Source organism: Rhodococcus sp. 66b (genome assembly GCF_002076325.1).
Taxonomy (GTDB): Bacteria; Actinomycetota; Actinomycetes; order Mycobacteriales; family Mycobacteriaceae; genus Rhodococcus_F; species Rhodococcus_F erythropolis.
Map to the genome: position 1 here is coordinate 51159 of NZ_MUZB01000001.1, position 23353 is coordinate 74511.

General features: G+C 63.0%; 18 protein-coding genes and 1 riboswitch. Of the genes, 9 read left to right on the top strand and 9 right to left on the bottom strand.

Translation table 11 applies throughout. The features are described from left to right. Nucleotides 1-77 precede the first annotated feature (77 nt). The 3 genes from B0E55_RS00230 (at nt 78) to B0E55_RS00240 (ending at nt 5957) form a co-directional block, all read left to right on the top strand. Nucleotides 78-923, top strand: a complete 846-nt coding sequence (locus tag B0E55_RS00230) for a carbon-nitrogen hydrolase family protein (RefSeq protein WP_080908866.1) — start codon at nt 78-80, stop codon at nt 921-923. Next, nucleotides 920-2608, top strand: coding sequence for a flavin monoamine oxidase family protein (locus B0E55_RS00235; protein WP_020906039.1), 1689 nt, complete (start codon nt 920-922; stop codon nt 2606-2608). Before B0E55_RS00230 ends, B0E55_RS00235 begins: the two co-directional genes overlap by 4 nt. Before the next feature lie 127 nt (nt 2609-2735). Beyond that, entirely contained in the window at nt 2736-5957 is a 3222-nt protein-coding gene (locus B0E55_RS00240) for an NAD-glutamate dehydrogenase domain-containing protein (RefSeq protein WP_080908867.1), read from the top strand. Here B0E55_RS00240 and B0E55_RS00245 read toward each other — a convergent pair. Next, nucleotides 5934-7451: a PucR family transcriptional regulator gene (locus B0E55_RS00245; RefSeq protein ID WP_019746725.1), complete on the bottom strand. Its 1518-nt coding sequence runs from the start codon at nt 7449-7451 to the stop codon at nt 5934-5936. The two genes, B0E55_RS00240 and B0E55_RS00245, sit on opposite strands and share 24 nt — an antisense overlap. Before the next feature lie 128 nt (nt 7452-7579). On the opposite strand from B0E55_RS00245, the gene gabT reads away from it, so the two are divergent. Both gabT and B0E55_RS00255 read left to right on the top strand, forming a co-directional pair. Further along, nucleotides 7580-8944 (top strand): 4-aminobutyrate--2-oxoglutarate transaminase, encoded by a 1365-nt coding sequence (gabT, locus tag B0E55_RS00250; RefSeq protein WP_007727077.1) that lies wholly within the window; start codon nt 7580-7582, stop codon nt 8942-8944. Between the two features lies 1 nt (nt 8945). Further along, nucleotides 8946-10391 carry an NAD-dependent succinate-semialdehyde dehydrogenase gene (locus B0E55_RS00255; RefSeq protein WP_019746726.1) on the top strand — a complete coding sequence of 482 codons (1446 nt, stop codon included), beginning with the start codon at nt 8946-8948 and terminating at the stop codon, nt 10389-10391. Nucleotides 10392-10443: 52 nt separating this feature from the next. Here the strand turns inward: B0E55_RS00255 and dszD are convergent, their stop codons facing one another. From dszD to B0E55_RS00270, 3 genes are all read right to left on the bottom strand, one after another. After that, entirely contained in the window at nt 10444-11022 is a 579-nt protein-coding gene (dszD, locus tag B0E55_RS00260; RefSeq protein WP_003941189.1) for an NADH:FMN oxidoreductase DszD, read from the bottom strand. Between the two features lie 208 nt (nt 11023-11230). Continuing rightward, nucleotides 11231-11704, bottom strand: a complete 474-nt coding sequence (locus B0E55_RS00265; RefSeq protein WP_019746727.1) for a YbaK/EbsC family protein — start codon at nt 11702-11704, stop codon at nt 11231-11233. A 15-nt stretch (nt 11705-11719) separates the two neighbouring features. Further along, nucleotides 11720-12823, bottom strand: coding sequence for a membrane protein (locus B0E55_RS00270; RefSeq protein WP_003941129.1), 1104 nt, complete (start codon nt 12821-12823; stop codon nt 11720-11722). A gap of 126 nt (nt 12824-12949) precedes the next feature. Here B0E55_RS00270 and B0E55_RS00275 point away from each other — a divergent pair, with 126 nt between their 5' ends. The 3 genes from B0E55_RS00275 to B0E55_RS00285 all read left to right on the top strand — a co-directional run bounded on the left by B0E55_RS00275 (nt 12950) and on the right by B0E55_RS00285 (nt 17508). Then, nucleotides 12950-13534, top strand: coding sequence for a TetR/AcrR family transcriptional regulator (locus B0E55_RS00275; RefSeq protein WP_029254386.1), 585 nt, complete (start codon nt 12950-12952; stop codon nt 13532-13534). 45 nt (nt 13535-13579) lie between these two features. After that, a riboswitch (M-box (ykoK) riboswitch) is annotated at nt 13580-13753 on the top strand. Nucleotides 13754-14100: 347 nt separating this feature from the next. Continuing rightward, the gene (gene mgtA / locus B0E55_RS00280; protein WP_080908868.1) at nt 14101-16794 is read left to right on the top strand and encodes a magnesium-translocating P-type ATPase; all 2694 of its coding nucleotides are present in this window, start codon (nt 14101-14103) and stop codon (nt 16792-16794) included. 9 nt (nt 16795-16803) lie between these two features. Then, complete coding sequence (locus B0E55_RS00285) at nt 16804-17508, top strand: MgtC/SapB family protein (RefSeq protein WP_080908869.1); 705 nt, start codon at nt 16804-16806, stop codon at nt 17506-17508. Nucleotides 17509-17526: 18 nt separating this feature from the next. On the opposite strand, the gene B0E55_RS00290 is transcribed toward B0E55_RS00285, so the two are convergent. The 5 genes from B0E55_RS00290 to B0E55_RS00310 all read right to left on the bottom strand — a co-directional run bounded on the left by B0E55_RS00290 (nt 17527) and on the right by B0E55_RS00310 (nt 21906). Beyond that, nucleotides 17527-18888, bottom strand: a complete 1362-nt coding sequence (locus tag B0E55_RS00290; protein ID WP_041814613.1) for a lipase family protein — start codon at nt 18886-18888, stop codon at nt 17527-17529. Nucleotides 18889-18952: 64 nt separating this feature from the next. Continuing rightward, nucleotides 18953-19402 carry a GNAT family N-acetyltransferase gene (locus B0E55_RS00295; protein ID WP_019746731.1) on the bottom strand — a complete coding sequence of 150 codons (450 nt, stop codon included), beginning with the start codon at nt 19400-19402 and terminating at the stop codon, nt 18953-18955. 18 nt (nt 19403-19420) lie between these two features. Beyond that, nucleotides 19421-19897 carry a GNAT family N-acetyltransferase gene (locus B0E55_RS00300; protein ID WP_080908870.1) on the bottom strand — a complete coding sequence of 159 codons (477 nt, stop codon included), beginning with the start codon at nt 19895-19897 and terminating at the stop codon, nt 19421-19423. A 174-nt stretch (nt 19898-20071) separates the two neighbouring features. After that, on the bottom strand, nt 20072-21193 hold the full coding sequence (locus tag B0E55_RS00305) for a DUF475 domain-containing protein (protein WP_020906048.1): 1122 nt from the start codon (nt 21191-21193) through the stop codon (nt 20072-20074). Between the two features lie 137 nt (nt 21194-21330). After that, complete coding sequence (locus tag B0E55_RS00310) at nt 21331-21906, bottom strand: TerD family protein (protein WP_020906049.1); 576 nt, start codon at nt 21904-21906, stop codon at nt 21331-21333. Between the two features lie 243 nt (nt 21907-22149). Here B0E55_RS00310 and B0E55_RS00315 point away from each other — a divergent pair, with 243 nt between their 5' ends. Next, nucleotides 22150-23295, top strand: coding sequence for a hypothetical protein (locus tag B0E55_RS00315; protein WP_007727045.1), 1146 nt, complete (start codon nt 22150-22152; stop codon nt 23293-23295). Nucleotides 23296-23353 lie beyond the last annotated feature (58 nt).

The following is a 23353-nucleotide window of genomic DNA, read 5'->3' on the forward strand; positions in this document are numbered from 1 at the left end:
ACCCGTCACGCTGGTAGTTGTCCCCGTCACACACGCCGTCGAAAATTGGCGTCACGGAACTCCTGAAGGAGCGCGCCATGCATGTCGATTCAGTTCGAGTTGGCCTGTTCCAAGGTCCGCTCACCACCCCGGACACCTTTGCGTCGGTGGAGTTCAACCTCGCTGCAATCGACACCGCTGCCCGCGAGGCTGCGGCATCCGGTGCGAAGATCCTGCTGACGCCGGAGATGTCCGCAACCGGCTACGACATCGGCGAACTGGTGTCGCTGCGCGCGGAACCGGCCGACGGCCCTATCTTCGATTCCGTCGCCGAGATTGCTCGAAGTGCAGGCATCGCCGTCGTCTACGGCTACCCCGAACTCGACGGGGGAGACATCTACAACAGCGTGCAGGTGGTGGACCGCGACGGCACTTCGCTTGCGCACTACCGCAAGACGCACCTGTTCGGCACGCTCGACCGCGAACATTTCCGGCCAGGTGAGACCCTGGTGGTCGGGTTCGATTTCGAGGGCATCCGCTGCGGATTGTTGATCTGCTACGACGTGGAATTTCCCGAAGCGGTTCGGGCCCATGCCGACGCCGGTACCGAATGGCTCATCGTGCCGACGGGGTTGATGACTCCGTACGAACACATTGCGCAGCAAGTGGTTCCGGCCCGCGCATACGAGAGTCAGATGTTTGTCACCTACGTCAACCGCTGCGGCGCCGAAGCCGAGCTGACCTACTGCGGTCTCTCGTGCGCCATCGCACCCGACGGTGCCGAGTTGGCGCGGGCCGGGGGCGGCCAGGAATTGCTCTTCGCGGATATCGCCGCCGCCACCGTCTCGCAATCGCGCACCCTCAACACGCATCTCGACGATCGACGCCTCGATCTGTATCCAGACCTTTCTGTCACGACTGTCTCCAAGGAGAACCGTAGATGACCATCCCAGTAGCTCCGGACAGTTCCTCGGAACCCGGCAAGCAGCCGCCCCTCACGATGTTCGGGCCGGATTTTCCGTTCCCGTACGACGACTACGTTTCCAGTCCGGCGGGACTCGGCTCGGTGCCCGATCTGGCACTGGGTACAGAAGTTGCCGTGATCGGTGGTGGACTCTCCGGCATGATCGCGGCCTACGAGTTGCTCAAGGTCGGTCTCAAACCGATTGTCTACGAAGCTGATCAGATCGGTGGCCGGATGCGGTCGGTCGAGTTCGACGGGCACCCCGGGGTTGTCGCCGAGATGGGCGCAATGCGTTTCCCACCGTCGTCGACGACGTTGTTCCACTATCTGAACGAACTGGGTCTGCAGACCGAGGAGTTCCCGAATCCCCTTGCCGAGGTCACGCCGAGCACGGTCATCGATCTCAAGGGTGAGAGCCACTACGCGCACACTCTCGAGGATCTGCCTCCGATCTACACCGAGGTGGCGCAGGCCTGGCAGCGCACTCTCGAAGAGCACGCCGATCTGATTCCGTTGCAGCAGGCCATTCGTGACCGCGACACCGCAGAGATCAAGCGGATCTGGAACGACCTCGTGGTGCGCTACGACGACCAGACGTTCTACGGATTCCTCGCCGCGTCGAAGCACTTCAAGTCCTTCCATATGCGGGAAGTGTTCGGGCAGGTCGGATTCGGTACGGGTGGTTGGGATACCGACTACCCCAACTCGATCCTCGAAATCCTTCGTGTGGTCATCACGGCCGCCGACGACGACCACCGCGGCATCGTGGGTGGATCGCAGCAACTGCCGATGCGGTTGTGGAACCGCGCCCCGGAGCACATGGCGCATTGGCCTGCCGGTACGACGGTCGCTTCGCTCAACGACGGCGAGACGCGTCCCCGCGTCACCGAACTCCGGCGTACCGAGCCCGGCAACATCACGGTGACGGACTCCGAAGGTTTCATTCGCACGTATGCGAGTGCCGTTGTAACAGTGCAGAGTTGGATGCTGCTGAACAACATCAGGTGTGACGACGATCTGTTCCCGATCGACCACTGGACTGCGATCGAGCGAACTCACTACATGGGTTCGACCAAGGTGTTCGTTCTCGTCGACCGCCCGTTCTGGAAGGACAAGGACCCCGTGACCGGCCGTGATTCGGTGTCGATGACACTGACCGACCGTATGAGTCGCGGCACCTACCTGCTCGATCAGGGCGAGGGCAAGCCAGGCCTGATCTGCTTGTCGTACACCTGGTCGGACGATTCGCTGAAGCTGCTGGCGCTCGACGCCACCGAGCGCATGAACATCATGCTGCGTTCGCTCGAAGAGATCTACCCAGGCGTGGACTTCCGCAGCCACATCATCTCGAGCCCGGTGACGCTGTCGTGGGAAACCGAGCGAGACTTCATGGGTGCATTCAAGGCGAACCTTCCGGGGCACTACCGGTACCAGGAGCGCCTGTTCTCTCACTTCGTGCAGAATGATCTCGAACCGCGTCATCGGGGAATCTTCCTCGCCGGAGACGACGTGTCGTGGACTGCCGGCTGGGCCGAGGGCGCGATCCAGACCGCGATCAACGCGGTATGGGGCGTCGTCAACCATCTCGGCGGCGCTGCGCCTACCGAGAATCCCGGACCCGGCGACGTGTTCGAGGAGCTCGCTCCGATCAGGTTGGGCGACTGAGCTCACCGCAACTGCCGAAATGTCGTGCCCGATGGGGGTTGGTACTCCTATCGGGCACGACCTCTTTCCGGTGATCCACGCAACACTGGAAAGTGTTCGGATCCAATAATTTCCAGGAGGGTGTTCAATGGCGAGCACATCATCGGCGACCAAGACCGCAGCTGCAGAATCGAGACCCGCGGGCGGTGATCGATCCGGTGACCCGGCGCTCGAACTGGTCGCCGAATTGGCAGCAGCGGGCCAGCGACTCGTCTTCCGTCAGGGCGACGACTTGAACAGCGACGACTTGAACAGCGATGCCCTGAACAGTGACGATCTGACCTGCGTGGTGCTGTGGCCGTCCGGAGAGCCCTCCCTCTCCGATCTGTGCGAGAACTTCGAGTCCCTCGGACTCCGAGTTTCGACGCACCGCCCGCTTCCGACCGTTCTGGGTTCGGCACACTACTTCACCTTCGAGCCGAGCACTTTCGGCGGCAGTGCGCTGGAGAAGATGGCGGACGCCTTCGAAGCCGTCATCGCCGGACAGACCCGTATGGACGCATTCTCCAGTCTGATCGGACGAGCAGACATCACGTGGCGCGACGCAGAGTTGCTGCGCGCTGCGTGCCGTTTCCTCGCTCAGGCTCGTATCGGGTTGTCCGAGAGCTACATCGTCGGAGTGTTGGCAGCGAAGCCGCTTTTCGTACGGCAGGCAATCGAACTCTTCACCGCGCGTTTCGATCCCGCAGTAGCAGGTTCGCGTGAGACGGCCGTGGCCGCCGCGGCGGCGGCCATCGACGAATCAGTCGACGGTGCAGACACTCTCGACGAGGATCGCGTCTTGCGCGGTGTGCGTTCATTCTTGCAGGCGACTCTGCGCACCAACTGGTACCTGCGCGGTGAGGCCGGCGAACCGCTGCCGTACGCGTCGTTCAAGATCGACTCGCAGTTGCTCTCCACCCCGCAGAAGACAGTTCCTTTCCGCGAGATCTACGTCAGCGCACCCAATGTCGAAGGCGTGCATCTGCGTAGCTCCTCCGTCGCCCGTGGTGGCCTGCGTTGGTCGGATCGATACGAGGACTTCCGCACCGAGGCTCTGAGTCTGATGAAGACCCAGAGCGTGAAGAATTCGCCGATCGTTCCCTCGGGAGCCAAGGGTGCGTTCGTGGTTCGGGGCACGTCGTCACCGACCCCGGCGCAGGTGCAGGAGTCGTACAGCACCTTCATCCGCGGCTTGCTGGACGTGGTGGACAACATCGTCGACGGCGCAGCGGTGCACCCGGCAGAAGTAATCGAGTACGACGGTGAAGACTCCTACCTCGTCGTGGCGGCGGACAAGGGGACCGCACGGTTCTCCGACGTCGCGAACGGCATCGCCGTCGAACGTGGTTTCTGGCTCGGCGACGCTTTTGCTTCCGGCGGTTCGGCCGGCTACGACCACAAGGCGATGGGCATCACCGCTCGCGGCGCCTGGGTAGCGGTTCGACGCCACTTCGCCGAGCGCGACCTCGATGTCGACACCGATCCGTTCACCGTCGCGGGCATCGGTGACATGTCCGGCGATGTGTTCGGTAACGGAATGTTGCTCTCGCACAAGATCCGTCTGGTCGCGGCATTCGATCACCGCCACATCTTCATCGACCCGAACCCCGACACCGAGACGACGTTTGCCGAACGCGCTCGCCTCTTCACCGTGCCGCGCTCGTCCTGGGACGACTTCGACCGCACCGTGATGTCGCCTGGTGGTGGCGTCTGGCCGCGTAGCGCTAAGTCGATCCGCCTTCCGCTCGAGGCGCGTCAGGTCCTCGGTATCGCCGAGGAGAAGCTGACTCCGCAGGAACTGATCCGAGCGATCCTGTGCGCTCCGGTGGACCTGTTGTGGAATGGCGGCGTCGGTACCTACGTGAAGGCGTCGACCGAAAGCAACGTCGACGCGGCCGATCCGTCCAACGACGCAGTTCGCGTCAGCGCTGACGAGTTGCGTGCAACCGTGGTGGGTGAGGGCGGCAACCTGGGTTTCACCCAGCGTGCCCGCATCGAATATGCCGCTGGCGGAGGACGAATCAACGCCGACTTCATCGACAACGCGGCAGGCGTGGCTACCTCGGACCGTGAGGTCAACATCAAGATCGCACTCGCAGAGTTGGACGCGACCTCGCGCAATGAACTACTCGCGGCGGCCCAGGACGAGGTAGCCGCATCGGTACTCGAGGCCAGTGAAGATCAGACCCTCGCGATCAGCCTGGCCGAGCACCGCGCTCCCGCCCTACTCGATCAGCACGAACGGTTGATCGAGAACCTGGTCTCGGCGGGCGCGATGAAGCGCCTCGAAGAATCATTGCCGGACGCCAAGGCGCTGGCGGTCAGGGCGCGAGCCGGGCAGGGCCTACTCCGTCCGGAACTTGCTGTGCTGGTGGCGCAGTCGAAGAACGTGCTGACGGCGGAATTGGGGGCGTCGACCGTCCCGGACAATCAGATCTTCGCCGATCGTCTCCCGCAGTACTTCCCGCTCTCCGTCGTCGAGGCAGCACCGGACGCGATCCGCGCACATCGGTTGGGCCGCGACATCATCATCACCTCGGTGGTCGACGAACTGGTCAACCGCGTCGGACCCGGCGTGCTGTTCCGGCTGGAGGAACACCTCGGAGTCCACAGTCCGGAAGCGGCTCTGGCCTACGCAGTGGTCAGCGAAGTGCTCGGCACCGAGGAACTTCGGCGCGAGATCTTGAACTCGGAGCTTCGCGCCACCGAGCAGTTGCAGGCTCTCGATCGCTTGCAGCAGTTGTTGGAATCCGAGATGAGCTGGGTGTTGCGTCGTCCGGGAGCAGCCGGCCGGTTCACCGTGAACCCGCGAGCCGACATCGATCGATGGGCAGCGCCGGTGCGGGCTCTCACCGAAGGGCTGTCGGCCAGCGACCGCATCGAGGCGTCTTTCGGGGCGCTCGCCCTGGCTGACATTGCGTTGCAGGAGAATACGACGGTTCAGGCCGCGGCTGCGATCTACCGGGAACTCTCCGACACCCTCGATCTGGGCGACGTTCTCGGGGGCGTCGACGTTGCCGTCGGTGCCTCGCATTGGGAGGTCATGGGCAGCGCTGCCGTCCACGCCAGGTTGACGGCGCGTTTCGCGGACCTCGTGTCCGGAGCGCTCGGAGAAGGTATTCCGGAGGTCGTCGAGTTGTGGACCGCCGCCAATCCGCAAGCGGTGCGCCGGTTCACGGCTTTGATGTCGAGCGTGAGCCGCAGTGGAGCGCTGGACACCGCCCGTCTCTGCACGGTCGACGCCGAACTCGAACTACTCGTTCGCGGTGCGTCCGGTTTCGCTTCGGTGCACGCCGCGGAGCGTTCAGCGACCCTCCCAGGCGAGTAGCGATAGCAGCAGTTCGGCTCTGACCCTGGCCTGTCCGAGGTCGCATTGCAGCAGTTCCTCGATGCGTGCGATGCGACCTCGGAGGGTGTGCCGATGAACACCGAGTTCGGCTGCGGCCGATTCCCATTGGCCGTTTGCCTCGAGATAGGCGCGCAAAGACGCGACCAGCGCGGTCCCGTGTGCCTGGTCGTGTTCCGTCAGCACCGGGATGGTGTCCGCAGCCATTGCGATCAGTGCCTCACGGGCAGGCTCGGATGCCAGAATCGTCGAACCACTCAGAGCGTCGAACTCGAGAATGCGGGCAGTGGCCGTCGTGAGATTGGCCGCGGCGCGGGCCTGGACGAGTGCGCGCGGTGCGTCCAGAAGACGGTGAGGGGTGCTGATTCCGGCCCGCACCGTCTTCGCCTCGGTGGGGGAGAGCTGCGCCAGTAGTGTTTTGGCGGTGTCGATTGTGTCGGTTCCGCGAAGGAGGACGGTCAGCGAACCGTCCTCGGATTGCGCGAACAACGGCCGGCCTGCTCGCGCGAGAGCGTTGTCGAGTTCGCGAAGAACAGGGCCGAGTCCGGATCCGCGAACGTGGACGACACGGACATTGCCGTGCGTATCGCTCGCTTCGTCCAAGTACGACGGCACACCGTCCTCAGGGATTCGGCCGTCGAGTAAGAGCCCGAAAGCCATGGCGTTGAGTCGAGTTCGCTCGGCCCGTAGTCGAACCGGTTTCTCGAGTTCGAGAGTGAGCAGCGAGACCGCATGCCCGAGCAACACTCTGTCGATATTGCTCAGGGGCCCGGCGCCCGCCATGGCGAGGTAGCCGTGCCAACTGTCGGTGACGCCGACGGGGGACAGTGTCAGCGTCCGTTCGGGTGTGCTCTGCGAGATCGACGCCGGAGCGTTGGGATCGCGGGTGGTGGCCGCGACCGCGCGAACCTCGGTGATCAACGACTTCTGGTTTGCCGGATGCACCGCGGTGATCCGATCACCGACAAACGCCACCGAAGTTTTTGTGGCCGTGGCCAGTTCACGCACGATCGCCGACACGCCACCGCGCAGCGCAACGCGGGTGATGCGTGTCTGTACTTCTGCCGCGCGGAGTACCGATTCGTATTCTTGCTGGCTCAGACGGGTCATCACCGCGCGCGTGACCGCCGCGAACGGGGTCGTGAACGGCACTTCCAGCAGGGGGAGCCCGCGACTGCGGGCGGCGGCAATCAGGTCTGCGGGCACACTCTCGTGGGAAAGGCCGGTCCCGAAACCCAGAGCCGATACTTCTGCGGCGGCCAGACGGTCGATGTACTCGCTGTAGTCGGTGGCGTCCGCGCCCACCAGTGCCAGCCCGGTGGTGAGCACCAATTCGCCGCCGGAAAGCCACGGGGTGGGGTCCGTCAGCTCTGTGGCCTGCGCAAACGTGACGGGGTGGGTGGCGGCTGCTCGGTCGGTGAGCAGAGCCAGCGAGAGGTGTTTCTGGCGCAAGAGCCACGAGATCGGAACCGTCACCTGATCAAGGCTAGCTGTCGTTGCCGATATGGAGTAGCCCTGGAGCTTCGGGTATCCATTTCGGCAGTGCTTGCGATGCTTCGCGCGTCGCATACTCGAATGCAATACACAACCGAGAGGGTGGTCACATGAGTGCAATCGAATACCGGCTTCCGCAGGAGCGTCGCATCGTCACGGAGTTCCCGGGCCCGCGCTCGGCTGCGCTCGCCGAACGCCGTAAGAAGGTCGTCGGCGCCGGCGTCGCATCCACCCTCCCGGTCTACGTCGCCGACGCAGACGGCGGAGTCATCGTCGACGTCGACGGCAACTCGCTGATCGACCTCGGTGCCGGTATCGCGGTGACCAGCGTCGGTGCTTCCAACCCGGCCGTCGTGTCCGCAGTTCAGGATCAGGTCGCGCACTTCACCCACACCTGTTTCATGGTCGCTCCGTACGAGGGCTACGTCGAGGTCGCCGAGCGTCTCGCCGAGCTCACCCCCGGTGACCACGAGAAGCGTTCCGTGCTGTTCAACTCCGGCGCAGAAGCCGTCGAGAACGCCGTCAAGATCGCCCGTCACGCAACCGGTCGCGACGCAGTCGTCGTCTTCGACCACGCGTACCACGGCCGCACCAACCTCACGATGGCACTGACCTCGAAGTCCATGCCGTACAAGAGCGGCTTCGGTCCGTTCGCCCCCGAGGTCTACCGCGTCCCGATGTCCTACCCGTACCGCGAGGGCCTCAACGTCGACGGCTCCAAGATCACGGGTGAGCAGGCCGCACAGCGCGCCATCACGATGATCGAGAAGCAGGTCGGTGCTGCCAACACGGCCGCCATCCTCATCGAGCCCATTCAGGGCGAGGGCGGATTCATCGTTCCCGCAGAAGGATTCCTCCCGACGCTCGTCGCGTGGGCCAAGGAGAACGGCGTCGTCTTCATCGCCGACGAGGTTCAGGCAGGCTTCGCTCGTACCGGCGCCTGGTTCGCCAGCGATCACGAGGGCATCGTCCCCGACCTGGTCACTCTCGCCAAGGGCATCGCAGGCGGCATGCCGCTCGCCGCTGTCACGGGCCGCGCCGAGCTCATCGACGCCGTCCACCCCGGCGGCCTCGGTGGCACCTACGGCGGTAACCCCGTCGCCTGCGCCGCTGCATTGGCGTCCATCGACCAGATGCGCGAGCTCGACCTCTGTGGCCGCGCACGCACCATCGAGTCGACCGTCGTCGGCCGAATGAACGCACTGGCAAAGGAACTCGACGTCATCGGTGACGTTCGCGGTCGCGGCGCCATGCTCGCCATCGAGCTGGTCAAGCCCGGTGGGCAGGAGCCGGACGCCGATATCACCAAGAAGATCGCCGCCGAATGCCTCGCTGCCGGCGTCGTGATCCTCACCTGCGGTACCTACGGCAACGTCATCCGTCTGCTCCCGCCGCTGGTCATCTCCGAAGAGCTGCTCGACGACGCGTTGACCGTCCTCGAGACCGCTATCCGCACTGCAGCACAGGGGAACTGACATGTCCAACGTCTCGGATCTTCTCGACTCGGTACCCAAGGGTCTCTGGCTCGGCGGCAAGCTCGTCCCGGCCGAGAAGACCTTTGCGGTCTACAACCCGGCAACGGGTGAGGAACTCGCCCAGGTAGCCGACGCCACCGCTGCCGACGGTATCCGTGCGCTCGACCTCGCCGCTGCGGCGCAGGAAGACTGGGCGGCCACGCCGGCACGTGTACGCGGCGAGATCCTGCGCACCGCCTTCGAATTGCTGCACGCCCGCGCCGAGGACTTCGCGCTGATGATGACCCTGGAAATGGGTAAGTCGTTGGCAGAGAGCCGCGGTGAGGTCAACTACGGCGGCGAATTCCTGCGCTGGTTCAGTGAGGAAGCAGTACGCATCGGCGGACGTTTCACGCAGGCTCCGGCCGGCAACGGTCGCATCCTGGTCACCAAGGAAGCCGTCGGACCGGTCCTTGCGATCACCCCGTGGAACTTCCCGCTCGCCATGGGCACACGCAAGATCGGACCGGCGCTGGCTGCCGGTTGCACCATCATCGTCAAGCCCGCCGAGGACACGCCGCTGACCATGCAGCTCCTCGGTCAGGTGTTCGCCGATGCCGGTCTGCCCGACGGTGTGCTCTCGATCCTCCCGACGTCCGACGCGGCCTCCATCAGTGGACCGCTGATGGAAGATGCGCGTCTGCGCAAGGTCACCTTCACCGGCTCCACGGGCGTCGGAAAGCTGTTGGTGCGGGGTGCTGCTGACAAGCTGCTCCGCACGTCGATGGAACTCGGTGGCAATGCGCCGTTCATCGTCTTCGACGACGCCGACATCGACGCAGCTGTCGACGGCGCAATGCTCGCGAAGATGCGTAACGGCGGCGAGGCCTGCACCGCGGCCAACCGCATCTACGTAGCCAACTCGGTGCGCGAGGAGTTCACCGACAAGTTCACCGCCAAGGTTGCGGCCTTGAAGGTGGGCGCCGGTGACGCCGAGGGCACCAACATCGGCCCGCTGATCAACACCAAGCAGCTCGCAACCGTCACCGGACTCGTCGACGACGCCGTGTCCAAGGGCGCTCGCGTTCGCACCGGTGGATCGGCGCCCGAAGGAGCCGGCTTCTTCTTCACCCCAACCGTTCTGGATCAGGTGCCCGCCGATGCGCGCCTGCTGAAGGAAGAGATCTTCGGACCCGTTGCGGCAGTGGTCGGTTTCGACACCGAAGACGAAGCGATCGCGGCTGCGAACAACACCGAGTACGGCCTCGTGGCGTACTTCTACACCCGCGACATCGACCGGGCGATGCGCGTCTCGGCCAAGCTGGACACCGGCATGGTCGGCGTCAATCGCGGCGCGATCTCCGATGCTGCGGCGCCGTTCGGTGGCGTGAAGGAATCGGGCTTCGGCCGTGAAGGCGGAACCGAGGGTATCGACGAGTATCTCGATACCAAGTACGTAGCGCTGTAACTTGCTGTGCGCCTTTATTAACCGCGGGCGGTTAATAAAGGCGCACAGTTGTCTATTGACCTAACGGAGTGGGGCGGTAGTACTTGCCCTCGTGGTAGAGCAGCGGTGCGGCAGCGGATTCGTCGTCCTCTTCGGCGTGAACCCGCGTGACGAGTCCGATGACCAGCGTGTGGTCGCCGACAGGGATCAACTGGTCGACCTTGACGCGCATCCAGCTGGGGGTGCCGTGCAGAACCGGCTCCCCGGTGTCGAGCACTGCCCACAGTGACTCGTCTGCAAAACGCTGATCGGCGCTACGCGCAAAGCGCTGGGCCAGATGCTGCTGATGTTCGCCGAGAAGGTGGATCACCAAAGACTCGGCGGCCTTGAGCGCATTGATGCTCGACGACGTCTCCGCGATGTTGAACGAGACGAGCGGCGGCTCGAGGGAGACGGACGAGAACGAGGTGGCGGTGAATCCCACCGGGCCGGTACCCGAATCGAGGGTCACGACGGTGACACCTGCGGGGTGGCGGCGAAGCGCTGCACGGTAGTCACCGGCGCAGATGCCGGTGGACAACTCGGGCGTCGCTGCTACTTCGGGGACGTCGGGGGTGGTGTGGCTGGAAACGGCATTCGGCTTGTCAGACAACGGGAACTCTCCGGCTGGAACTCGAGGTGTGCGGTGTGGTCGAGGTGACTGCGCTCGGCATACACAGACATGCGTCGGTGCGGCACAGATCTACGTGTCGTCGACGCCAGTGGTTACCGGCCGGGGTCCTGGTTGCAGTGCACATGGTGCGTCCAACTATAGGTGGACGCACGTCTGAGTGGGTTCGGACCGGGTTGGCTGAAGTGCGTCAGTCCATGTCGACGGCGAGGCCGGCCGTGATTCGAAGGAGTTCGGAGTACGTCGTGCGAAAGACCGTGTTCGGGTGCCCGGCAGCAGCCCACAATTCGGGGTACTGCTCGAGGGCGGTATCGATGTAGGTGGGCAGGTTGGTGGGATGCCCGAGCGGAGCGACCCCACCGATCGGCTGGCCCGTTGCCGACTTCGCCATTTCCAGCGGCGCCCGCGTGAGCTTGCCTTCGAGGCGTTCGCCGGTGGCTTTCAGATTGACCTGATGTGCGCCGGAGACCAGCAGTAGGACCGGGTCGTCGTCGAGAAGGAACACGAGCGACTTGGTGATCGCGCCTACCTCCACCCCGACGGCCGCCGCTGCCTCGGCCGCGGTGTGCGTGGCTTCGGGCTGCGTGACGATGACGCCGTGGTGACCCCGTGAGATCAGTGTTTCGGCGACGTGCGAGGCGTTGGGGTGGAGGAGGCTCGTCATGAGTTCAGACTAGGACTAGTCGGCGTTCGCCACAGCTGGAGTCGGCGTCGTGTCGGTGGACTTTCGGTTACGACGGATCGTGAAGCCGAACAGCATGACCGCACCGATCAGCGCGTACAGGAAAAGCGTCAGAGCAGGCTGGCCGACGCCGACGTTGTTGAAGTAGACGATGCTCCGCACGCCTTCGGTGCCGGCGCCGGGTGTGATCCATCGGCCGATGGCGGCATAGAACGAGGGAATCACGTTGGAGCCGAATGCGCCTCCCGCACTGGGATTGCCGAGAATCACGAAGACGGCGATAGCCAGCGGGACTGCCAGAACGCCGATGGCAGCGCGCAATCCGAGTGTGAACATGGCGGTGCCGAACACCACGGCTGTTCCCAGGATCCAGAGCGGGAACCAGTGGCCCGCGAAAGTTCCGAGCACGTGTGAGGTGATGAGTGCGCCGAGGGCTCCCGAGATGATCGAGTAGATCGCGATCACGCCCGTGTGTGCGCTTGCCTGTCGGAGGGTCTTCGGCGCACCGATGAACAGTCCGATGGCTGCCGCAAGGAGATAGCCGCCGACGACCCAGCCGACCGAGAGGTAGAAGCCGGAGAGTCCGCGGTTGTCGTGTGCTCCGACGGGGATCTCGTCGCGGACGACGAACTGTCGGTCCTGCGTCGCCTCGACCTTCGTGAACACCGCTTCGAGCGACGTCGCGATGGAGCTGCCGCCCGCGCTCGCGGTGATCAGGGTGTCCGGTCCGGCCGGGTTGATGACAAACGCGCCCTGGATCTCGCGGTCGTTGATCATGCGGCGAGCGGTCGCCGTGCTGTCGACCACCTGAGCGTCGAGCGGGCTGCCGTCGATGGCATTGAGTTTGTCGGCGATCTGCTGATCCATGCCGTCCGGTGTGCCCTGATCGGCGATGACCGCGATTTCGATGTCTCGCGGAGTCGGCTGATGGAAGGCGGCGACGTAGCTGAGGATGAAGCCCATCTGCAGCAGGAGCACGCCGACGAACAGCGCGGCCATCACCTTGGGTGCGCCGTATTTCACGAGCAGATTGTCGTGGTGGTGTTCGTCGTGGGTGGAGCTGTTGTCTGGTGCGGCGTGTGCCGGATGCGTAGTGGTCACGAAAGAGTCCTGATCTTGTCGAAAGTAAAGAGCTTGTCAATACCCGAGGTATTGAATACTCTAGGTATCGTGACTGAATCTCGTCAACCGGACTGGACGCCGGTAACCCGCCCCGGACGTGACGTGGTGCGGCAAAGACTGCTCGACGCTGCGGCGGAAGAGTTTGCGGAGCGCGGATTCAGTGCTGCACGTCTCACTGAAGTTGCTCGCCGAGCGGGCTTCACCAAGGGGGCTGTCTACTCCAACTTCGAGTCGAAACAGGATCTGTTCGCCGAACTGTTCGCGCAACGGTCTCTCGAACTGGCCGGCCGTGTGCTTGCCGAGATCGCCGGGATGAACCCGGCCGACGCGGCGGGTAAAGGTGGCGAGGCCATTGCAACGTGGATGGTCGACGACCCGGGGTGGTCACTGCTCGTCCTCGAATTCGGAGTGCTCGCCGGACGTGATCCGCAGATCGCTCAGGCGTACTTACGTGAGCGTCGCCACTTGCGCAGTCAACTCGTGGAGTTGATCGGTGAACGTGCCCGCGAATGGGGAGTGGACGATTCCTTCGATGTGCGGACCACTGCAATCTCGTTGATGGCCTTGATATCCGGGCTCGTTCTCGAGCACTCGGTGGATCCGGAAGAAGTTGATCAGAGCGTGATGGGTGCCGCCGTGACGGCACTCTTCGCCGGCGCCGTCGCACGGGCAGGATTGCCCGCCGTCTGAGTTGCTCGGTTGACAGGCAACAGATTTGAGAACTACCCTCTGGGTGCAGTACCTCGTTAGGTGAGGCTTCTGCACGAACACAGGCCACTGATCTCACGACGTCGAGAGACGCCCAAGGTTAGGACAGATCTCCCCGGCTTAAGGGGTGATCCAAAGTGGCTTCCCGGTCTTGATCGGGACACGTCGTGCAGTGCCAAAACTCGGACGTGGAGGTGTTTTCGCAGCTTGATGCCGGTTTCTTCCGGCGAAGGCGAGAGTACGTCGATATTCGGTTCTCCTGGCGTGTGCTGTGCGCATGTACTTTGTGTGGCGTCAACGGACGCCCCGAACTTTCAGGAGGTGACCATCGTGGACGACCCGCCGAGTCGATATTCGACCCATCCTTCTGTTCTTACCGACGGTGCTCACCCCGGCATTTTGCTCGTCAGTCTCTGACCTTCGCACCCTCGGTTTCATCTGCGCGGCTTTGTCGCGTCCGCTGACGACTTCCGTTGTCGTTCAGCGCATTCTGCTGCCCTCATGCACTGGCACTGTCCCGTGCACGCTGGCAGTCGAGGAGATTCGTCATGTCATTTTCCGTTCTCGCATTGCGGCCACGGCCCACGAGAAACAGTGCACAACAAACACCTTCAACGGTCCTGGCAAAAGAAAGCGCACAGGAATTGGTCGACTACTCGGCCTCGGACACGCGCACCGTTCTCGCAGATCTGACTACGACGGCCAACGGCCTTCGTGACGATCAGATCGACGATCTTCGTCGGCGATACGGGCGCAACGATGTCCGCCACGACCGCCCGGCGCCGGCGATCGTGCAGTTCGCGCAAGCTTTCAAGAATCCGTTCATCTTGATCCTGGTGTTCCTCGCCCTGATCATGGTCGGGACCGACGTGGTGTGGGCAGACCCGGAAGACGGTCCCTCCTACGAGGGCATTATCACCCTCGGGCTGATGATCTTTGTCAGTGTGTCCCTGAGGTTCTGGCAGGAATACCGTTCGACTCGGGCTGCCGAGGCACTCAAGGCCATGGTCACGACAACTGTCGCGGCCACCCGCAAGATCAACAACACCGTGGTCACGGCTGAGATTCCGATCGAGCAGCTACTGCCAGGTGATGTAGTCCAGCTTGCCGCCGGCGACATGATCCCGGCCGATGTCCGCATCATCCGGGCCAAAGATCTACAGGTCAATCAGTCAATGCTCAGCGGTGAGTCGATGCCGGCCGAGAAGTCGGCGGAACCGTCGACGGGGATCGACGTCGATCGGCTGCTCGAGGCCGAGAACATCGGGTTCATGGGTACTTCCGTCGTGTCGGGCAGCGGCACCGCCGTCGCGGTGCACACCGGCAAGCGGACTTACTTCGGCGCCATGACAGCACAATTGGCGTCCAAGCGACCCGAAACCAGCTTCGACGTCGGGGTGCGCAGTGTCAGCTACCTGCTGATCAAGTTCATGCTGATCATGGTTCCCGCGGTTTTCATCATCAACGGACTGACCAAGGACTGGAGCCAAGCACTACTCTTCGGCGTCGCCACCGCGGTGGGGTTGACCCCCGAAATGTTGCCGCTCATCGTGACTGCGAACCTGGCCAAGGGTGCGCTCCACATGTCGCGCAAGAAGGTGATCGTCAAGCAGATCAACGCGATTCAGAACTTCGGTGCCATGGACGTTCTGTGCACGGACAAGACCGGAACTCTCACCGAGGACCGCATCGTTCTCGGTGAGCATCTCGATACTGCCGGACGTAAGTCCGAGGACGTATTGCGTCTCGCGGCAGTCAATTCCGTGAATCAGACCGGATTGCGCAGTCTTCTCGACGACGCGGTGATCGAGGCCGCCGGTCCCGAAGTGGTCGAGGAGATCTCGCGTCGGCACGGGTTGGTGGACGAGATTCCCTTCGACTTCAAGCGCCGTCGACTCTCCGTGGTGGTCGACCACGGCGACGCCGATCTGATCGTCACCAAAGGTGCAGTGGAAGAGCTCCTTTCGGTCTGTGAATCGGTGGAACTGGACGGGGTGACCCACCAATTGACGCCGGGATGGCTGGCCCGAGTCGACCGTCTGGTCGCGGAACTGAACGGTCAGGGCAAGCGAGTGCTTGCGGTGGCAACCAAGACAGTCGTCGAAGAGCAGCGCCGCGAGTACTCGACGGCCGACGAAGAGGGTATGACCCTGGTTGGACTGCTGGCCTTCCTCGACCCGCCGAAGGAATCTGCGGCCGGGGCGATCGAAGCCCTCGCGAGCCACGGAGTCGCGGTCAAGGTAGTGACGGGTGACAACGAATTGGTCGCCGAAACCGTCTGCGGCAAAGTCGGTATCGATGTCGGGACCGTGGTCTCCGGCGCCGAGATCGAAGCGTTGAACGACGACGCCCTCGACGAGTTGGTGCAGCGGACAACCGTCTTCGCGAAGACGGATCCGATGCAGAAGGCACGCATTGTCGAATCGCTGCGCCGGGTCGGCCACACGGTTGGTTTCCTTGGTGACGGTGTCAACGACGCACCCGCACTTCGGGCGGCGGACGTCGGCATCTCCGTCGACACAGCGGCGGACATCGCCCGCGAATCCGCGGACATCATCTTGCTGGAGAAGGACCTCGGCGTACTCGAACAAGGAGTCATCGAAGGGCGTCGTACCTTCGGAAACATCCAGAAGTACATCAAGATGACTGCGTCGTCGAACTTCGGGAACGTCTTCTCGGTGCTCGTCGCCAGTGCCTTGCTGCCGTTCATCCCCATGATTCCCGTAGTTCTGTTGTTGCAGAACCTGATCTACGATCTCTCGATGCTCACGATCCCGTGGGACCGCGTCGACGACGACTTCCTCGCGAAGCCCCGCAAGTGGGAGACCAAGAGCCTTCGCCGGTTCATGGTGTTCATCGGCCCGATCAGTTCGATCTTCGACATCTCGACCTTCGCGCTGATGTGGTTCGTGTTCGCTGCCAACTCTCCCGAGCATGCAGCGCTGTTCCAATCGGGTTGGTTCATCGAGTCGTTGATCTCGCAGACGCTGATCGTTCACATGATCCGCACCCGCAAGATCCCGTTCATCCAGTCGCGTGCTTCGCTTCCGGTACTGCTCAGCACGGGCGCCGCCTGCGTCTTCGCGCTGGTGTTCCCGTTCACGTCCTGGGGCCATTCCCTCGGGTTGGTTTCACTGCCGTGGAACTACTTCCCGTGGTTGGTCCTCACTCTCGCGGCTTACTGCGTCGTCACGCAGGTGGCCAAGGGAATGTTCATCCGTCGATTCGCGACTTGGCTCTAGGAGTTCACCGTGGAAATCCACGTCATCCTTGTGCGGATAGCGCTCGGACTCGTCCTCGGCGCTGCCGTCGGGATCGAAAGGCAATGGCGCGCAAGGATGGCGGGTCTGCGAACCAACGCGTTGGTGAGCTTGGGTGCGACGCTCTTCGTCATCATGGGCGCGTACGGGTTTCAGGGGCCGGACGCTGATCCGACGCGCGTCGCAGCGCAGATCGTCTCGGGGATCGGCTTCCTCGGTGCCGGGGTGATCATGAAGCAGGGAGCCTCGGTCACCGGCCTGAACACCGCCGCAACCTTGTGGGCCACGGCCGCCGTCGGTGCGCTGGCAGGCGGCGGAATGTACTGGGTTGCGGTGCTCGGTGCCGGTGCAATCATGTTGGCGAATACGTTGTTGAGGCCGTTGGGCCGGATGATGGATCACCAGCCTGCCCGCACCGGGCGCGAGGAACCGCCGGCTGACTACACCTTCGAGGTGACCTGCCACGGTGACGCCGAAGCTCACATCAGAGGGCTTACCGTGCAGTCCATTTCGAGGCCGGAGTTCCAGCTCCGGTCAGTGCAGTCCTTCGACATCCCGGACAGCGACCGCGTACGAGTGGTCGCGGAATTGGCCGCAGCGGAGCGTGACGACGGACTCCTGGAATCCGCCGTCAGCCGGCTTAGCCTGGAACCGTTGGTAACTCACGTTCGCTGGGAGGTGGAGCCGTCGAAGTAGATTCGAGGTCTCGGTCAGCTAGCGTGCATGTTCCTGCGGCGCAAGAGAGTTCCCCGGTGCGATATTCGCGCAGTTCGACGGAGCAGGCTTGCCGGTGAATCGGTCGTCGATCCAGGTGAGCGCACCGGGGAGCCAGAGCATGGCGCCGAGGAAGTGGCTGATGGTGTCGTACTGGTCGTACTGAATCGGCAGGCCGGCGTCGCAATACTTGCGTGCGAGGGTACGGACGTCGCCCGTGATCATGACGCCGTCGCCTGCTCCGACGCCGGGGCCACCGGGTTGGGTGCCCTCGATAGTGCCGTTGGCTGCCTGAGCGATGAACATCGGAATCGTCGGTGTGGCTGCGGTGCCCATGTTGATCTTGTTCACGACATCGACGTACTCGGGAACCGTATTGGGATCGGCGTACTCGGGCTTGACCAGTTCCTGCCAGGTCAGACCGGGGTACTGTGCCAGCACATTGCCGATGGACGCGTCTTCGAGTCGAGCCATGACGTCGCGTCCACGGTCACTGAGATACTTTCCGAAATCGATGTCGTACGAACGCGCAACGCCGACGATTGCCATGCCGACGACGCCGCCCCACCCGATGCTTCCGCTCGCGTAGCGAAGGTTGTTGGCCGGATTGACCAGCACGCCGCCCTGCGCGGCACCGATCAAGTTGTCGTTGATCTCCGGTGCGTACGCGGGAGCGAGGATCGAAGCCCAGTTGGTGGCGATCGCTCCGCCGGAGTACCCCATCAGCGCGATCTCTGCGTCGTCGGTGATTCCGGTTTCCGGGACATCTTTGGCCGCACGCAGAGCGTCGAGCGTCATCATCCCGTATTCGGGTCCGGCAGCGAAGTTTGCATCCGGGCCTTCGGTGTCCGGGACGACGATCGTGTAGCCGAGGGCGAAGAGCGGCCCGAACAAGGCTGCCTCGATGGACGTGAAGGTTCCGCCGACGTTGAAATTGCGCCCACTCGGCGTCCAATCTCCGATCGGGGTGTTGCCCGCGATGGCCCGCGACGGACTGTCGTCGGGGTTCAGTGAATCGTAAAAGGATTGGTACGAAACAACTTTATCCGGTTGAGCGTTGGCCGGGCGCAGGATCGAGGTGACGTTGGCCGACGGCTGACCGAGGGCGTCGGTTGATCGGTAGAGAACCTGCACTGCCTGTATCGGGGTCGGGATGTTGAGAATGGTGTACGGCACGGTGCGAGTCTCGAGGACCGCGCCTGGAGCGTACGACGAGAGAGGCGCCGCGCCCTCGTAGCTGTAGAAACTGTCATCAGGGGACTGGGCAAGAGCCGGCTGCGCGAGTGCTGCCGGTGCACCGACGCCTGTCAGTGCAACCGCGAGTACTCCGACAACTGTGCGAGATAAGACCCTCGACGACATACTCGTCCTCCACATTGGTGTGCCACGCCCCACCCTGAGATCGCGGTGTGACGACCACCATATATTACTCGCGGGTAATGTGGGGATCGGTCAGATCGGGCGCAGGCTCGAGGTCTCGGCGTAGGAAGATTTCGGAGGGCTCGCCTGGGAGTAACAGAACTCCCGCGTCGGTGTATCCCATTGCGCGATAGAAGTTCTGGGCTGATTCGTCGGCGAGTGTCGAGGTGAGGACCTGCGAGTGTCCCGCGCGGCTCATGCGTTTTTCCCAATCTGTGACCAAAGCGCGCCCGATGCCTTGGCCGCGGTTCGAAGACAGGACGGTCAGCATGTTCATGAACGGAATCTCGTCCCAGAACAAGCCCCAGCGGAGCCATCCGATTGGTTTCCCGCTGTCCTCGGCGACGAGTATCCGGCCGCGTTGGATCACTGACGCGAGTTCCTCGGCTGCGATGTGTGAGTCGTGCTCACGTAAGAACGGCAAGTCTGTCTGCGCTGCGACGCGAATGTTCACCACAGAAGTCAGTATCGCCGTTCACTCGGAGTTGATGGCGTTCGGCTTGGACAGGTAGACGACTCCGGGGATGTGGCTGGGGTCCGGCGGCAATTGGGAGTAGCCCGCTCGGGTGTACACGCGAATGTTCCGCACGCTCTTGCTTCCGGTGAACAGCTCGAAACTTGTGGTGTGCTCCGGAGCGTTCTGTTCCACGTGCTGCAAGAGGCGTCGGCCGAGGCCGTTGCCCGCCAAGTCCGGTGCCACCATGAGGCGCCCTATCTGCCATGCGGTTCCGTCGGCTGTGCCGCGGACGGCCCCGACGAGTCGGCCGCCGCGTCGTGCGGTCCAGACAGTCGACTCCTGAACCCAGGCTCGGACCGTGGGTAGGTCCTCGTGGAGCGGGGGTATGTCCATGCTGTTGTTCGAGATTGCTTCCGAGACCCAGCAACAGCGTTGTAGAACAAGGATTTCCGCGGCGTCCTCGTCCGCTGCGCGCTCTATGACTATCTCGTTCATGGTTTCCCTTACAAATAGGTTCTTCGCACCCGCAGGGCAATTGTTCACCCGCAGGCTGAATTTGGCGCGCGGCTGAACAATTGCCGCGCGGCTGTGAATGCAGAGCGTTTCAATTCAGGCATAACAAACAAAACGCCCGCAACCAATTGGTCGCGGGCGTTTCGAGAAAGAACGTCAGACAGTTGCCGGAGTGTTCTCGTCTAACTTCGGATCTGCGTTCGCGATTCGCTTGTTGCGAATGAGGCTGCTGATGAAAGCAGCGCCGATCAAGAAGACACCGACCAGGCCGGTGATGATCTCGTTGATGTGAACGCCGATGGACACCATCAAGATGACGGCCAGAGCGCCGATGGCCCAGTGCGCACCGTGCTCGAGGTAGACGTAATCGGAGAGCGTGCCCTTGCGGACCAGGAAGACCGTGATGGAACGGACGAACATCGCGCCGACGAAGCCGAGGCCGAGGGCGATGATGATCGGGTCTGCGGTGATGGCGAATGCGCCGATGACGCCGTCGAAGGAGAAGGACGCGTCGAGGACTTCGAGGTAGAGGAACAGGAAGAAGCCGGCCTTGCCGGTTGCCTTCGCGAATTCGGTGGGACCACCGGACTTGGTGGTCTCCTCTTCTTCGCCTTCTTCCGGCAAGTTGAACAGTTCACCCAATCCGTTGACCGCGATGTAGGTGATCATGCCCAGAACGCCCGAGATCATGACGGTGGAGACCTTGTCGTCAGCAGCGAGGAAAGAACCACTGAGAACCAGGACGATGCCGGCTACGACGACGGAGAGCTGATCGAGCTTGCCGATGCGAGCGAGGGGCTTCTCCAGCCAGGACAGCCAGGTAATCTCACGCTCTTCGAAGATGAAGCCGAGGAAGAGCATCAGCAAGAACATGCCACCGAAGGCAGCGATCTGCGGGTGAGCGTCGGTGAGGATGGTTTCGTAGCTCGGCTCGCCGTTGGCGAAGTAAGCGGCGTCGTCTGCAGGCGGGTTGAGCGCGAGGTCGAGCGCAGCTACAGGTCCGAGCCCGGAAGCAGCCCAGACGATCACGAGCGGGAACACCAGACGCATACCGAAGACGGCGATGACAATGCCGATGGTGAGGAAGATCTTCTGCCAGAAGTCACTCATTCTTCGCAGAACGGTGGCATTGATGACGGCGTTGTCGAAGGAAAGCGAGATTTCCAGAATCGACAGGATGATGACGAGGAACAGTGCCTCGGGTCCGCCGTAGATGAACGCGACGATCATCGCGATGATGGAGATCGCGATGGATAAACCGAATATTCGCAGTACCACGGAGCGTGGCCCTTTCTAGTTGGTCAATGCAGAGTGGTTACTGCAAGCGGTCTCTCACCGCATCCGAACGTGAAAACGGGGAGGGTTCCACAGACTACTGCGGAACCTTCCCCGAGTCAGCTCGTCGAGAGCGAAGATCAGACGTTGACGCCGTAATCGCGCGCGATGCCGGACAGGCCGGATGCGTAACCCTGGCCGATTGCGCGGAACTTCCACTCTGCACCGTTGCGGTACAGCTCACCGAAGACCATGGCGGTTTCGGTGGAAGCGTCCTCGGAGAGGTCGTAGCGAGCGAGCTCGTTGCCGTTGGCCTTGTCGACGACGCGGATGTACGCGTTGCGGACCTGACCGAAGGACTGCGAGCGAGCCTCTGCGTCGTAGATCGAGACGGGGAAGACAACGCTTTCGATCTCGGCGGGAACCGCTGCGAGGTTCACGTCGATCTGCTCGTCGTCGCCTTCGCCTTCGCCGTCCGTGTTGTCACCCTTGTGCTCGATCGAGCCGTCGGGCGAGCGGAGGTTGTTGAAGAAGATGAAGTGCTGGTCGGAGAGGACCTTCTTGTTCGAGCCTGCGCCGATTGCGCTGGCGTCGAGGTCGAAAGCAGCTCCGGTGGTGGAACGCGCGTCCCAGCCCAGGCCGACGACCACTGCAGTCAGGTTCGGGGCCTCCTTCGTGAGAGAGACATTGCCGCCTTTGGTCAAGCTGACGCCCATTCAGGGGTCCTTTCAAGAGGAGAGACAAGGCCCACTACGACGCGAAGTCGTCTTGGGAGTGTGTTTACCTCCACCACCCTAACCGCAGTTCCGGTGTGTTCGCCGTAACAGCAGAATTACGAACCGAGAAGCGAAGTGCTGGACCCGTAGGATTCAATCGTGGTGGGAAGATGGTCGGAGCGCTTCAATCGGGGGGCAAGAGTGGGGGAGTCGGTCAGTCGTGCGCGGGAGGCGCAGACGGCCATGGTTTCGGCGTTCCTCGACATGGACAAGCGGCAGACCATCGCGTCGGCAGCAGTCGACGCTTCCGCCGAGCTGTATCCCGAGCGAGGGTTGCGCGCTGCGTGGGAACCCGTTCGGGATCGGTGCTTCCAGGCTGCGTCGGACTACCTCGACACCTCCGAGCGCTATGGCAACGATCAGGTACTCCACCAGAACCCGAACGGTGCTCGGGCGGCGTTCGAAAAGTCGGTAGCCGAACTCGTCGAGGCGGCGAAGGGCGTCGACGCCTTCTACAACGGGCATCGTGCGCACCTCGAGCAGGCGACGGTCACGATGTCCGCCATTCCCGTCCTCGGCCAACAGGCCCGAACCCTGGCAAACGCCGTCCGGGAAAAACTGGCTGCCACCGATCAGCGCTATCGCGAGTACCCGTCGGTGGTGACGGCCTCCGAACACCTCGACGACGCGGTTGCAGCGCTCGACAATGCGCGCTCATCCGGTCGCGCCGACGCAGTCCGCACGCGGGCCGAGAGTGTCCGCGAAGCGGTATCGGCGCTCGAGGAAGCATTGGCAGAAGCCCCGTCGACCCAGCACCGTGCCGAGATGACGATCTCCTCGGTCTCGACCAGGTTGTCGGCAGTGCGCACTCGAGTGGACCGCCTCGACCCGGCGTACTCCGCATTGCTGCGCGAGTTCAACGCCGCGAGTTCCGCTGACCTCGTCGACAACAGCAGTCGCAGTCGAGCGCATATCGATCAGGCCGACATCGATCTCAAGGAAGCGAAGCAGTCGCTGGCTGCGGGAAACCCCGAACATGCACTCGCTTTGATGGCCGAAGCCCGCGTGCACCTCGCCGACGCCGAAGCGTGTGCCGACGCCGTGACGGACCGTCTCGCTACTCTGCGTGCAGTTCGGGCAGATCCGAGCCAAAAGGAACGTGAGGTTCGTTTCCGGCTGAAAGACGCCCAGATGTTCGCTGTTAACCAAGGGTTGGTGGCGGAGTGGGGCTCCGTACTCGATGCTCAACTAGCAAGGATCGAGCGAGCGAGTGCGTCACTGTCGGGAACTCATCCGGACTACTGGTCGTATGTATTACAGCTGGACTCGGTATCGACGTTCATCACCGAAGTTGTCGAGAAGATGCGGGCGCGAGCCGGCAAAAACTGAATGGTCGGGCCGATCGGGGGATCGGAGTTGCTCGACGCGTTGTCACAGGGGGTCGTTT

Coding starts and splice junctions, on each gene's coding strand:
- B0E55_RS00265 (WP_019746727.1), bottom strand. CDS start 11,704: ATGACGAGCCTCCTCCACCCCAACGCCTCGCACGTCGCCGAAACACTG.
- B0E55_RS00310 (WP_020906049.1), bottom strand. CDS start 21,906: ATGGGCGTCAGCTTGACCAAAGGCGGCAATGTCTCTCTCACGAAGGAG.
- mgtA (WP_080908868.1), top strand. CDS start 14,101: ATGTCATTTTCCGTTCTCGCATTGCGGCCACGGCCCACGAGAAACAGT.
- B0E55_RS00255 (WP_019746726.1), top strand. CDS start 8,946: ATGTCCAACGTCTCGGATCTTCTCGACTCGGTACCCAAGGGTCTCTGG.
- B0E55_RS00235 (WP_020906039.1), top strand. CDS start 920: ATGACCATCCCAGTAGCTCCGGACAGTTCCTCGGAACCCGGCAAGCAG.
- gabT (WP_007727077.1), top strand. CDS start 7,580: ATGAGTGCAATCGAATACCGGCTTCCGCAGGAGCGTCGCATCGTCACG.
- B0E55_RS00240 (WP_080908867.1), top strand. CDS start 2,736: ATGGCGAGCACATCATCGGCGACCAAGACCGCAGCTGCAGAATCGAGA.
- B0E55_RS00300 (WP_080908870.1), bottom strand. CDS start 19,897: ATGAACGAGATAGTCATAGAGCGCGCAGCGGACGAGGACGCCGCGGAA.
- B0E55_RS00230 (WP_080908866.1), top strand. CDS start 78: ATGCATGTCGATTCAGTTCGAGTTGGCCTGTTCCAAGGTCCGCTCACC.
- B0E55_RS00290 (WP_041814613.1), bottom strand. CDS start 18,888: ATGTCGTCGAGGGTCTTATCTCGCACAGTTGTCGGAGTACTCGCGGTT.
- B0E55_RS00315 (WP_007727045.1), top strand. CDS start 22,150: ATGGTTTCGGCGTTCCTCGACATGGACAAGCGGCAGACCATCGCGTCG.